A 12564-nucleotide genomic window follows, 5' to 3' on the forward strand; every position below is an offset into this window, starting at 1 on the left:
GCAAAATAGTTTAATTTCGGTTAGGTTTATAAAAATTTATTTATTTATGGGAGAATATATAGACATAGGAATTCAAAGTTCTGTTTTACCATTATCGATTATTCTATCTTCTTTAATACTAGGATTCCTTGCAATATTCGGAGAAGAAACAGAAAATGATGATGATGACTCAGATTCAGGTAGTGGAGGTTTAATGCAACCAATCTGATATTACTTATAATTTACCTGTCTTGATCTTCTGTTGACTATTCTAAATATTCTATAACAGGATCCCAACAGCAAAATCAAACTAAATAATAAAGAGACAAAAATAAAAATCACCAAAAATATTTCAATGACATTGGACAAGATATCAATAAATAACATAAAAGATTTACTTAGATTATTTGGTAAATTCTGCAAAAGTTGATTCTTATTAGGTATTAAATAATTTATGTAAATTAAAAAAAGACTCAAAATAAACATCAAAGCAGATTCATAAAATAATCTTCTTTTGGATTTTCTTCGTAAACTTAATTTCTTTTTAAAAATATATTTGTCAGACTTTATTTTTAAATTTGGGATGTTTAAATCTGCCATACATCAAAGCCCAAAGAAAAAACTAATAATTATTCTTAAAAGAAAATTATCCTATACTATCGTGTTTGTTAGTGAGATGCTATATCTACTTATTTTGTATTTATTAGTTCATTTTTTTCTTTATCATCAACAGGATCATAAAAATAAATAAAAGCAGAGGAGAATAGAATTAAACAAAATATTGACATTAGAGGTGGCAGGAAGAAATTTAAAAATTTAAATTTGCTATCCAAACCAAATTTTACTTTTTTAGGAAAATTATTAAAAACAAAAGATTTTTTTAATCTAACTTTTGATGATTCATTTAACTGATCAAAACAATTTATGATGTCAGACAAAAGTGGATTGCCAATCTTTAAAATTAGTGGTTTAACATCTGGCTTAGAACTCTTGAGAACAATATTATGTAAATTGAGATTGTCAGCTTTTATATCAATTAATTTAGATTCGTATAATGGGTTTTCGTTATTTATCAGAAGATTTGAATAGATATAAAAAGCATCCATAATTAACCCTAAATGTTCAACCTTTCCTTCAATAAGCGGTTTATCAATAATGGTTAATTTCCATTGAGAAATTATTGATATTTGATCTTTATTTTCGTTATTTGATAAATCTGGCAATCCTTCTATTTCGAGACTAACTAAAGATTGATGAAATAAAATTTTATTCTGCATCATATTAACAATGGAACAACAAAGTCCTTAACTTTTGATATCCTCGATCAGAAATACAAAGGGATAAGGTAAGCAATGACTTTATAAGAATCTCATCATTCCCAGTTCGATTTAAAAGCTTTTTAACTCTCATACTATTCGTATTAAACCTCTCATTAATTAACTCTACAAATCTATTATTAAAATCATTCCAGATTATTGAATTCATTTCAGGGTCTTCTATTGATTGAAGTATCTCTCTAATGTATGGATATAAGTATCTAGACATTTCAACAGTTATTTGAATTAAGCCATCAAATTCCTTAGATTTTATATTGTTAGTCATATGTGATTTTCTCAATGGATTATTATTCCTCAGTTTCCAAATAGAAACTTTATTAGGGAAAACATCATTCAAATTAAGTTTATTCGATAAAGCATAAAGGGATTGTATACCATTCAAATCTATGGTCTCTAGGATTAATAATAATAAATCAAGCTTCTCTATAGATTGCCTTGATATGTGATTCCTTTTTGATAAAACAGTAATTGTTCTTTTTTACGATATCTGTTAATTATAACAGAATTATTTTTCCATTTTTTTGAATAAAAAAGAATATAACTCGTCAAGTTCTTCAATAGTTAGGATTCCGTAACTCCATAATAAGATTGGTAATGGAGTTTTATTTCTTATTGATAATTTAATACCAAGTTCGATTGCTGACTCTTCTAAACCTATCTCATCCATAAGATAAATTATCATATTTCTAACCAAATAATTATCCATGCCTATTACTTAATTCTTGAATAAGTGAGAGATTTAGTCATTTGATTAAGGACTAATTTTCTTATAAAAAGAAAATTATTTAAAAGTAAAAATGAAAATTTTCGTATTGGGGATAAAAAATGGTTTTTATTAGAGAATAGAAGTATCAAAGAGTCAGTTATAAACATGGTAAAGATAATATCTAAAAATCTGCTTGAAAAATACTTAAATTTGAATAAAGTCAAATGCATTTTAGTAATGGTAATGTCTTTATTAAAAAGATCAAAAATAGCATTAACATCTCTCCAACAACAATTTAGACCTTGTCCGCCCACAGGATGAAATGTATGAAATGCATCGCCAACAAGAACTATTTTTTTAAAATTAAATATTGAAAAATTAAGGGATAGTGAAACAGGAAATATATTAAGATCACCAATTATTTGATCTAACTTAAATTCATTAGGCAAGATTGTTGATAAATTATCCATCAAAAAATTCTTATCAGAATTTAACCTTTCAATAGACTTTAATGTACTAGAAGTCCAAATTACTTGATACAAGTTTTTATCTAAAGGTAATAATGCAAGTGGCCCTTCTTTTCTAAAAATTTCATAAGCACGCTTTTCACAATTACCTCTGAGAGAAACCTTAAAAGTTAAACAGGACTGATTATAAGATTTTTTTATATTTAAAAAATCTAAGAATTTTTTATCTAGTGAGTTGGCTCCGGTTGAAAAGAATTGATAATCAAATAATATTTTTTTAAGAAGTAATTTTTGTGGCGTAATAAAAAAGATATTTTCATAATTATCAATCTCTTGAAAAAATACATTCATAAGATCTGAATGTTTAACTACCCAGCCAACATTTTTAACAGCACTTATATCATCATCTAAATCAGAAATTGATAAGTAGGTAATCACAGAAGTTAAGCTATCTGATATTGAAATGGTATCAAAGCCAAACAAATAGGGTTCTAATTTTTCCCAAAGTCTGAATTTAGATAAGATTTTTCTTGTTGAGTGAGTAATTGCATAAGTTTTATCTTTATTAATTAAGCTATCTCTGGTTAATAAATCAGTTAAAAAAATATTGCAATCAAATTTAGAGAGTGCAATTGCAAGTAATAATCCTGTTGGACCAGAGCCAACAATTTTAAAATTGAATCTATTTTTCATCAGATAATATAAGTAACATCTATCTATTCAAATAAATATAGCAAATTTCCTCAAATGCCGGTCTTAATAAATATGGATACTCACCCACCCATAAATTAATTTCTGGCAGCCAAGCATCGGTTAAATAAAAATCTTTTTCAAAATTGCGGTTATTCGATGTTAACAAGCATCTAATACTTGAACCCACTATTATTTGACTGTGTTTGTTTTCCATCGGGAAACTTAACTTTTCTAAATAACCATCTTCATCTTCTAGTTCAAGTACTAACCAAGTCCTTTTATTTTCAACAACTTCTAATCGACCTTGCCTATTTGATTGTTCTCTTGAACTTTCAATTTTTTCCGTTTTATAGATATCTGATACATAACCATCAAATATAGAAAAAAATTTATATTTTCTAATATTCAAATTTTTTTTGCTTGCTTCAAGAATTGGGCCCCAGATGATATACAAAAAGAAAGCTACACATAGCAATAACCAGAAATTATTTGTTTGATCTCCAGTCGAACTAATGATTAATGAGATAAATCCTCCAATTGAAGAAATTATTACTCTTTGAAGAAGTTTTCTTGGATTACCCGAAGTGTACTTAAATTGACTTCCGGTACCAACTGCAGGAATAAGTTTTGAAATTTGTTTTGGATTAATTGGAATTAGCATTTTAAAAAATCAATTTTTCAAGTCCGTAAACTAAAGATTCATAATTACCTATTTTTTTAATAGCCTGCAAAACACCTGGCATATATGCCTTTCTATCAATAGTGTCATGCTTAATTGTATAAGTTTCACCTGGAGATCCCATAATTACTAACTGATGGGCTAATAATCCTGGTAATCTTACGGAATGTATATTAATTCCTGAATCTCTGATCCCTCCTCGCACACCCTTCAATGACTCAGACTCTTTTACTAAATTTTGATTAAAATTTTTTGGATATTCTTCAATCATTTCTGCAGTTTTTATACATGTACCACTGGGGGAATCAGCTTTTTGATTATGATGCATCTCAATTAATTCAATATTGTCATAAAATTTTGCGGCTACAGACGCTGCCTGCTGAAGAAGAACAATGCCTACTGAAAAATTAGGAATTATTGCACAACCAACAGAGGCTTTTTGAGCAAAAACAGACAAGTCTTTTATTTGCGAAGGAGAAAGTCCTGTAGTTCCGACCACTGGTGAAATACCATAAGCAATAGCTGATCTGGTATTTTCATATACAGAATCAGGATGAGTAAAATCAACCAAAACTGGTTTGATATTTTTATTTCTGTAATTTTGACTAACAGAACATAAAGTTCCTTCAAAATCATTTGAAACAAAAACATCACAATTTTTTACTTTCAATAATTCAGAAATATTTGAACCATTGTTTTTTTCGTTTATGTCAATTGCTGCGACAAGTTCACAATCTTTAGAATTTAATACAGTATTAACAACTTCGCTACCCATTCTGCCTAAAGCTCCGGATACTAGTACTGGTATAGTTTTTTTTGAATTTTCAATCATTTTTGTGAAAAAATTTTTTTTAAAGGTTGTTACACGCTATTTATATTGCACACAATAACGTCTTTTCATTCGTAGGCTGGTAGAAATACTTAAAGAAAATCAATGTTTACGCAGGTCCGCTCAGCAAACCGCAGAGTATCTCCTGTTGAGGATAACAAACACAAAGTTGTAATAAAAGCAGTTTATGTTGTCCTTGAGCCACAATACCAAAATTCCTTAACGGAAGCAGCTAATTCGATAAATAAGATGAATGGGCCAATAGGTATAGACCTTAGCGGCTATCTTATTGAAGAGCTTAGAAATGAAAGTAATTTTTCCGATTTTAAAGAAGATATAGCAAATGCAGATATATTTGTTGCTTCCCTAATTTTCATCGAAGATCTTGCTCAAAAAGTTGTTGATGCAGTAACTCCATATAAAGACAACCTTAAAGCATCAATAATTTTTCCCTCTATGCCAGAGGTAATGAAATTAAATAAGTTGGGTACATTTAATATGGCTCAACTTGGGCAATCTAAAAGTATCATTGGAGATTTAATAAAAAAGAAAAAAGAATCTGATGGAGCAAGCTTCCAAGATTCAATGTTGAAATTATTAAATACCCTACCTTCAATACTTAAATATCTACCAGTAGAGAAGGCTCAAGATGCAAGAACATTCATTCTTAGTTTCCAGTACTGGTTAGGAGGCACCACTGAGAACTTAAAAAACTTTTTATTAATGATTTCTGAAAAATATGCAGTTTCAGAGAATATAAAAGATCAAATTGAAGAATTCAAAATACAAGACCCAGAAACTTTCCCGGATTTAGGAATTTGGCATCCTTTAGCTCCCTGTATGTTTGAAAATCTTAAAGAATATCAAAATTGGGAAAATAACAGGAAGGATTTAAACCCTAAAGATGATAAAACACCAACAATAGGATTAGTACTCCAAAGAAGCCATATAGTTACAGGAGATGACGCTCATTATGTCGCTGTTATTCAAGAATTAGAATACAGAGGAGCAAGAGTTCTTCCTATCTTCTGTGGCGGACTAGATTTTTCTAAACCAGTTAATGAATTCTATTATGATGCAATAAATAGAGACCAACCTATAGTAGATGGTGTTGTATCTTTGACTGGATTCGCATTGGTTGGAGGGCCAGCAAGACAAGATCATCCTAAGGCTATTGAGGCTCTCAAAAAGCTAAACAGGCCCTATATGGTTGCACTTCCGTTAGTTTTTCAAACGACTCAGGAATGGGAAGATAGTGATCTAGGATTACACCCAGTTCAAGTAGCACTTCAAATTGCAATACCTGAACTTGATGGTGCAATTGAACCTATTATCCTCTCAGGTCGCGATGATGCTACAGGTAAGGCTCATACCCTACAGGATCGAGTTGATGTAATCTCTGAAAGAGCAATTAAATGGTCAACTTTAAGAGTAAAGAAAAGAAAGGACAAAAAATTAGCTATTACAGTTTTTAGTTTTCCACCAGACAAAGGGAATGTTGGAACAGCTGCATATTTAAATGTTTTCGGTTCAATTTACAGAGTACTTCTTGAGATGAAATCGAAAGGATATCAAGTAGATGATCTTCCAAGTAATTCAAAAGAATTAATGGAAAAAGTAATAAACAACCCAGAAGCAATGGATGGTTCTCCAGAATTAAATATTGCTCATAAGATGTCAGTAAAAGAATACGAAGAATACACTCCATATTCACAAAGACTTGAAGAGAATTGGGGTAAGCCACCCGGAAACCTAAATAGTGACGGACAGAATCTTCTAATTTACGGAAAACATTTTGGAAACGTTTTCATAGGAGTTCAACCTACATTTGGTTATGAAGGTGATCCGATGAGATTACTTTATTCAAGAAGTGCTAGTCCTCATCATGGTTTTGCGGCCTACTATACTTATGTAGAAAAAATCTGGGAAGCTGATGCCGTTCTTCATTTTGGAACTCACGGCTCACTTGAATTTATGCCTGGCAAACAAATGGGCATGAGTGAAACATGCTACCCAGATTCTCTCATTGGATCATTGCCTAATTTGTATTACTATGCCGCGAATAATCCTTCTGAAGCAACAATTGCAAAACGAAGAGGGTATGCTTCAACTATTAGCTATTTAACTCCTCCAGCAGAAAATGCAGGACTTTATAAAGGACTTAAAGAACTAAGTGAGCTTGTTGGCTCTTATCAACAACTAAGAGAAAATAGTAGAGGTATTCAAATTGTAAATGCAATAGTTGAGACTTCTAAGCAATGTAACCTTGATAAAGATGTTGAGCTGCCCTTAAAAGATATAGAAGAACTTTCCTTAGATGAAAGAGATTTATTTGTTGGTAATGTCTACAAACAGTTGATGGAAATTGAAAGTAGATTATTACCTTGCGGTCTTCATACTATTGGAGAAGCTCCAACTGCAGAAGAAGCTGTAGCAACACTCGTAAATATTGCATCTTTAGAAAGAGAACAAGAGGGATTAAGATCTCTTCCTGGACTACTTGCAGAATCGATAGGTCTGACTATTGACCAAATTTACGATGGTAATAATAAAGGTGAACTCAAATTTGTAGAGTTAAATGAAAAAATCATAAAGACAGCTAGAGAGTCGATATTTGCCATGGTCAACTCTTTAAAAATTGTTAATGGAAGAGTTTATTTAGAAAAATCACTTCTTTCCAAACTTTTTGACTTACTTAAAGTGTTTGGTTTTAATTTACCTACCCCTTGGCTAAGAATTTGTAGAGTGAATGGATTTAATGAAGTTAACCAGAAAGAATTAAATAAATTATTTGATTACTTACTTTTCTGTTTGGAACAAGTCTGCGCAGACAAAGAGATGGATAGCCTGATTAAAGCGTTAGATGGAAATTATGTTTTACCTGGACCGGGTGGAGATCCCATAAGAAATCCAGGTGTTTTACCAAGTGGTAAAAATATCCATGCACTTGATCCTCAATCAATCCCAACTACAGCAGCAGTAGCAGCAGCAAAATCTGTAGTTGACAAACTAATTGAAAGACAAAAGGAAGAACAGGGGACTTGGCCTGAAACAATTGCTTGCGTATTGTGGGGTACCGACAACATTAAAACTTATGGAGAATCTCTTGCACAAATCTTGTGGTTTGTAGGGGTAAAACCTAAACCAGATTCCGTTGGAAGAATCAACAAATTAGAATTAATTCCATTAGAAGAATTAGGAAGACCAAGAATAGATGTAGTAGTTAACTGTTCTGGGGTATTTAGAGATCTATTTATAAATCAAATGGCATTAATAGATCAGGCAGTTAAACTAGCTGCTGAGGCTGATGAGCCTTTGGAGTCAAATTTTGTAAGGAAACATTCATTAGAACAAGCAGAAAAAGAGGGGACTTCAATCAGAGAAGCTTCTGCAAGAGTATTTTCTAATGCAAGTGGTAGCTACAGTTCGAATGTTAATTTAGCTGTAGAAAATTCAACTTGGGAGGAAGAAAATGAATTACAAGAAATGTATTTATCTCGCAAGACATACGCATTCAATGCTGATAATCCAGGGGAGATGAATCAAAAAAGAGAAGTATTTGAATCAGTTATGAAAACAGCTGATGTTACATTCCAAAACCTTGACTCATCAGAAATTTCTCTAACGGACGTAAGTCATTATTTTGATTCAGATCCAACTAAATTAATTAAAACATTAAGAGATGACGGTAAAGAACCAAGTAGCTACATAGCAGACACTACCACTTCTAATGCTCAAGTTAGAACTCTTGGAGAGACTATAAGATTAGATTCAAGAACAAAACTATTAAATCCTAAGTGGTATGAAGGTATGCTTAAATCTGGTTATGAGGGAGTAAGAGAGCTTTCTAACAGACTTAATTACACCCTTGGTTGGAGTGCAACAAGTGGTCAAGTAGATAATTTTGTATATGAAGAAACTAATGAAACATTCATAAACGACGAAGAGATGAGGAAAAGACTAATGGATTTAAATCCCAATAGTTTTAGAAGAATAGTAGGGACTTTGCTAGAAGTTAATGGCCGAGGATATTGGGAAACTTCTGACGAAAATATAGAACAGTTGAAAGAACTTTACCAAGAAGTAGAGGATAAAATTGAGGGAGTTAAAGAATAATAATCTCTTTTATTTTCTGTAAATCCTGTCAGCAATTTTAAGAATTTGAGAATTCATTTTTACATTATGAACTCTCACAATATCAATATTAAAATGAGAGCAAAGACAACTTATTGCTAATGTACCAATGTCTCTTTCTTTAGGATTTACTTCATTTAAAATTTCCCCTATAAATCTTTTTCTTGATGCTCCAATTAAGATTGGTAAATTTAGGTCTTGAAATTTATCCAAGTTTTTAAGAATTTCTAGGTTTTGATTTAAATCTTTGGAAAAACCAATTCCCGGATCAATAATTATATTTGTTTGAGATATATTTTTCTCTAAAGCATTCTTAATCAAGTTCTCAAGGGAGCACTTAACTTCACTCAATAAATTCTCATATTTAGAAAGTTCGTTCATATTTTGACTATTTCCACGACTATGAGTTATGACGAATGGACAGTTAAATTTTGCGACAACATCCAAAATTTCTCTGTCTCTTCTTCCACCAGTTATATCATTTATCCAATTAGCTCCATTTAGAAGTGCTTCGTAAGCTACCTCAGAATTAAAAGTATCAATTGAAATTAAAACATCTGGATATTCAGATTTTATTAATTTAAGATATGGGATCAATCTTTTTATTTCTATATTGGATCCAACTTCTTCAGCTCCGGGCCTCGTGCTCTGGGCACCAAGATCTATTACATCAACACCATCACACAAAAAATGATTAACTTGATCTAAAACTTTTTTTGTTGAATTTAAATCTCCACCATCACTAAATGAATCAGGAGTTAAATTAATAACCCCCATAATTGAAGTTTTTTGTCTCCAGCCTTTTGGCCATGGATTTATCTTATTGATAATTTGCAATTCTCGCAAAATTATTTGGATCTAATGAAGCTCCTCCAACTAAAACTCCATCTATATCACTCATCGACATAATTTCGTCTATATTATTAGGCTTAACTGATCCTCCATATTGAATAATCACATCATCAAAACCTATTAATTTTCGAATCAAAGAACATATTTTATTAGCATCTTTAGCTTCACATGTTTTACCTGTACCAATAGCCCAAATTGGTTCATAAGCAACTATGAGATTTGCTGGATCTGTATTTTCTAAACCTTGTTCAACCTGTCTAGTAATAACTCTATCTGCTTCTCCTCTCTCTCTTTGTTCTAATGATTCCCCAACACAAACTATTGGAGTAAGTCCACTAGATTGAGCAAAAACTGCTCTTTTATTAATTTGTTCATCACTTTCGCTAAAGTATTTCCTGGGTTCACTATGACCAACTATTGCATATGAGACTCCATGCTCAAGAAGCATTTTTGGAGATATTTCAGCTGTAAATGCTCCTTCATCTTCCCAATGAATATTTTGACTAGCAATATCTAAATAATCAAAATCAGAGTGGTTAGAAAAAGTTGAAATAGCTGTAAAGGGTGGGGCAATAATAATTTTGCGATCATCCCTCAAATTTTTTATTAAAGGTATAAATTCCTCCAAATAAGACTTAGCTTCAGCACAAGTCATATGCATTTTCCAATTACCAGCAATAACAGATTTTCTCAAAATACTATCTCCAAGAAAATCATAATAATATAAACTGAGCTGAATAAACCAACTATTCAAAAATTAATTCATTTTTTAGAAACATAACTTTATCTCCCTTATTTAATTTTCTTCCTCTCCTATTTTCAATTTCTCCATTAACTTTTACAGAACCGGATTTAATCAAAATTTTTGCCTCTCCACCAGAAGATACCATTTTTTTCCATTTTAAGAATTGATCTAATTTCATTGTTTTGCATACCCTAAGATATTGATAAAGTAGGATAAATAATAAATATATAATATCTTGAGATTAATACCATCATTCAGACCATATTTTAATAGGTTTATAAAGGGCTTTATATGCATGCTTGTATACGTAGCTTGTTGGCCTTTGTTAGCTTATTTAGCTGGAAACTTGATACCAGCAATTGGATCCGGTGATCTTTCAAAAGTTTCTAGCATAATAATTAAGTCATTATTAGTATTTTTAATTCAAAAAACTGCTCAATTTGGACAGGATGTTTTCATAGCAAAACCATCTTTAGAAATTAGTGAAGTAATGAGAGGAAACTTATTTAGCAAAATTCAAAAAATAGATATGAATTCTGTTAAAAAGATATCAGCAGGAGATATCACTTATAGGCTTACTGAAGATGCAGATAGAGTTAGCGAAGTTATCTATAAAACAGCTCAAGATACAATTCCATGTACCTTACAATTATTAGCAGTAATAATATATATGTTTTATTTAGATTGGTCACTCACATTATCAACTTTTTTATTGGCACCATTGATCATACTTTCAGTTAATAGTTTTGGGAGAAGAGTTTTATTAGCTTCTGAAAAGAGTCAAGAATCAACAAGTAACTTAGCAGGTTTAATTGGAGAATCTATAAATGGGATGTCTACAATAAGAGCATTTGCTGCCGAAAATTGGATTGAGAATAGATTTTATAAAAGATTAAGTGCTAATAAAAAAGCAAAATATAAAACTTTAAAAATACTTGCATTTCAACATCCAGTTGTAGGTTTTGTAGAAGCATTCGGAATATTAGCAATATTAGGTTTAGGAGCTGCAAGAATTAACCTAGGCCTTCTAACAAGTGAAGGATTTAGTAGTTTTTTTGCAGCAATATTGATGCTTATTGATCCAATAAGCCATGTAAGTACAAATTTTAATGACTATAAACAAGCAGAAGCATCAATAAAAAGATTAAAAAATATAAATCTAGAACCAATGGAAGATGAAAAAGAAAATTTAACAAGGATATCTAAGATAGAAGGCAAAATAAGTTTCAAGAAAGTTAATTTTGAATATAAAAAAGATAATCAAGTTCTTAAAAATATAAATTTGGAAATTAAAAAAGGGGAAGTAACAGCTTTCGTAGGAGCTTCAGGGGCTGGTAAAAGCACATTGATGGCCTTAATATTAAAATTCATATCTCCAAATAATGGAGATATTTTTATTGATGATAAAAATCTTAAATTATTAAATACAAAAGATATAAGAAAAAATATTGCACTAGTGCAACAACAGCCTTTTTTATTTTCAGGGAAAATTATTGATGTAATAAGAATGGGAAGGAGATTTACCAAAGAGGAAGTTATAGAATCAGCAAAAAAAGCAAATGCTCATGACTTCATTCAAAATCTTCCCGAAAAATATGAGACTAAGATAACTGAAAGGGGATCAAATTTCTCTGGAGGTCAGATCCAGAGGATAGCGATTGCAAGAGCAATACTAGGGAATCCATCCATTCTTCTTTTAGATGAGGCTACAAGTGCATTAGATGCAGAGTCAGAGTCAGAAGTTCAAGAAGGTCTAAATAGAGCGATGAAAAACAGGACTGTTATTGTAATTGCTCATAGATTATCAACTACTCAAGAAGCTGATAAAATAATTGTCCTAGATAAGGGAGAAATTATCGAGGTTGGAAAACATATTGATTTGGTAAATAAGGAAGGAATTTACAAAGAATTATGTGAAAAACAATTAATTAAGAAAATATAATCAATTTAATTATTTATTTGTTTATTTAAAAGCTAAATCAATCATTGAAAATGCAAATTCTTCAGTCTATTTTATTAGCCTATAGAATTTTAGAGGTATTCAATAAACATTCTAAAGATATTAAGAATCCAAATAAGAATTACCTAGGCAGTAACTTAATATAAAATTTACCAATTTAAATTGAGATTTCTTTCAATAATT

At 30.8% G+C, this 12564-nt stretch carries 12 protein-coding genes; 3 read left to right on the plus strand and 9 right to left on the minus strand.

Going from position 1 to position 12564, the window contains the following annotated elements; all coding sequences use genetic code 11:
- Positions 1-46: 46 nt before the first annotated feature.
- A complete protein-coding gene (locus HA144_RS05240) occupies positions 47-208 on the plus strand; it encodes a hypothetical protein (protein ID WP_209043061.1) in 162 nt (53 codons plus the stop codon).
- A gap of 460 nt (positions 209-668) precedes the next feature.
- Here HA144_RS05240 and HA144_RS05245 read toward each other — a convergent pair whose 3' ends face one another.
- The 6 genes from HA144_RS05245 to dapB are packed head-to-tail and all read right to left on the minus strand — an operon-like array spanning position 669 to position 4693.
- A complete protein-coding gene (locus HA144_RS05245) occupies positions 669-1259 on the minus strand; it encodes a DUF4335 domain-containing protein (protein ID WP_245152839.1) in 591 nt (196 codons plus the stop codon).
- Position 1260: 1 nt separating this feature from the next.
- On the minus strand, positions 1261-1785 hold the full coding sequence (locus HA144_RS05250; protein WP_348535046.1) for a DUF3038 domain-containing protein: 525 nt from the start codon (positions 1783-1785) through the stop codon (positions 1261-1263).
- Positions 1786-1821: 36 nt separating this feature from the next.
- Positions 1822-2022 (minus strand): DUF2949 domain-containing protein, encoded by a 201-nt coding sequence (locus tag HA144_RS05255; protein ID WP_209043062.1) that lies wholly within the window; start codon positions 2020-2022, stop codon positions 1822-1824.
- 5 nt (positions 2023-2027) lie between these two features.
- Positions 2028-3182, minus strand: coding sequence for an FAD-dependent monooxygenase (locus HA144_RS05260; protein WP_209043063.1), 1155 nt, complete (start codon positions 3180-3182; stop codon positions 2028-2030).
- Between the two features lie 19 nt (positions 3183-3201).
- Complete coding sequence (locus HA144_RS05265) at positions 3202-3843, minus strand: hypothetical protein (RefSeq protein ID WP_209043064.1); 642 nt, start codon at positions 3841-3843, stop codon at positions 3202-3204.
- Between the two features lies 1 nt (position 3844).
- On the minus strand, positions 3845-4693 hold the full coding sequence (gene dapB / locus HA144_RS05270) for a 4-hydroxy-tetrahydrodipicolinate reductase (RefSeq protein WP_209043065.1): 849 nt from the start codon (positions 4691-4693) through the stop codon (positions 3845-3847).
- Positions 4694-4795: 102 nt separating this feature from the next.
- On the opposite strand from dapB, the gene HA144_RS05275 reads away from it, so the two are divergent.
- Positions 4796-8806 carry a magnesium chelatase subunit H gene (locus tag HA144_RS05275; RefSeq protein ID WP_209043066.1) on the plus strand — a complete coding sequence of 1337 codons (4011 nt, stop codon included), beginning with the start codon at positions 4796-4798 and terminating at the stop codon, positions 8804-8806.
- A gap of 9 nt (positions 8807-8815) precedes the next feature.
- On the opposite strand, the gene folP is transcribed toward HA144_RS05275, so the two are convergent.
- From folP to HA144_RS05290, 3 genes are read right to left on the minus strand one after another with little or no spacing between them, the layout of a single operon-like run.
- Positions 8816-9661: a dihydropteroate synthase gene (gene folP, locus HA144_RS05280; RefSeq protein WP_209043067.1), complete on the minus strand. Its 846-nt coding sequence runs from the start codon at positions 9659-9661 to the stop codon at positions 8816-8818.
- Positions 9645-10370 (minus strand): triose-phosphate isomerase, encoded by a 726-nt coding sequence (tpiA, locus tag HA144_RS05285; protein ID WP_209043068.1) that lies wholly within the window; start codon positions 10368-10370, stop codon positions 9645-9647. The genes folP and tpiA overlap by 17 nt, the downstream gene beginning before the upstream one ends.
- 52 nt (positions 10371-10422) lie before the next feature.
- Positions 10423-10599, minus strand: coding sequence for an RNA-binding S4 domain-containing protein (locus HA144_RS05290; RefSeq protein WP_209043069.1), 177 nt, complete (start codon positions 10597-10599; stop codon positions 10423-10425).
- Positions 10600-10716: 117 nt separating this feature from the next.
- Between HA144_RS05290 and HA144_RS05295 the strand changes: the two genes are divergently transcribed.
- Complete coding sequence (locus HA144_RS05295) at positions 10717-12363, plus strand: ABC transporter ATP-binding protein (RefSeq protein WP_245152841.1); 1647 nt, start codon at positions 10717-10719, stop codon at positions 12361-12363.
- The last annotated feature ends 201 nt before the right edge of the window (positions 12364-12564 follow it).

Origin of the sequence: Prochlorococcus marinus XMU1404 (assembly GCF_017696175.1) — a bacterium.
Lineage (GTDB): Bacteria > Cyanobacteriota > Cyanobacteriia > PCC-6307 > Cyanobiaceae > Prochlorococcus_A > Prochlorococcus_A marinus_X.

What these genes read in the sequence shown, in the direction of transcription:
- HA144_RS05240 (WP_209043061.1), top strand. Translation starts at nt 47, where the DNA reads ATGGGAGAATATATAGACATAGGAATTCAAAGTTCTGTTTTACCATTA.
- HA144_RS05245 (WP_245152839.1), bottom strand. Translation starts at nt 1,259, where the DNA reads ATGATGCAGAATAAAATTTTATTTCATCAATCTTTAGTTAGTCTCGAA.
- HA144_RS05255 (WP_209043062.1), bottom strand. Translation starts at nt 2,022, where the DNA reads ATGGATAATTATTTGGTTAGAAATATGATAATTTATCTTATGGATGAG.
- HA144_RS05260 (WP_209043063.1), bottom strand. Translation starts at nt 3,182, where the DNA reads ATGAAAAATAGATTCAATTTTAAAATTGTTGGCTCTGGTCCAACAGGA.
- HA144_RS05265 (WP_209043064.1), bottom strand. Translation starts at nt 3,843, where the DNA reads ATGCTAATTCCAATTAATCCAAAACAAATTTCAAAACTTATTCCTGCA.
- dapB (WP_209043065.1), bottom strand. Translation starts at nt 4,693, where the DNA reads ATGATTGAAAATTCAAAAAAAACTATACCAGTACTAGTATCCGGAGCT.
- HA144_RS05275 (WP_209043066.1), top strand. Translation starts at nt 4,796, where the DNA reads ATGTTTACGCAGGTCCGCTCAGCAAACCGCAGAGTATCTCCTGTTGAG.
- HA144_RS05290 (WP_209043069.1), bottom strand. Translation starts at nt 10,599, where the DNA reads ATGAAATTAGATCAATTCTTAAAATGGAAAAAAATGGTATCTTCTGGT.
- HA144_RS05295 (WP_245152841.1), top strand. Translation starts at nt 10,717, where the DNA reads ATGCTTGTATACGTAGCTTGTTGGCCTTTGTTAGCTTATTTAGCTGGA.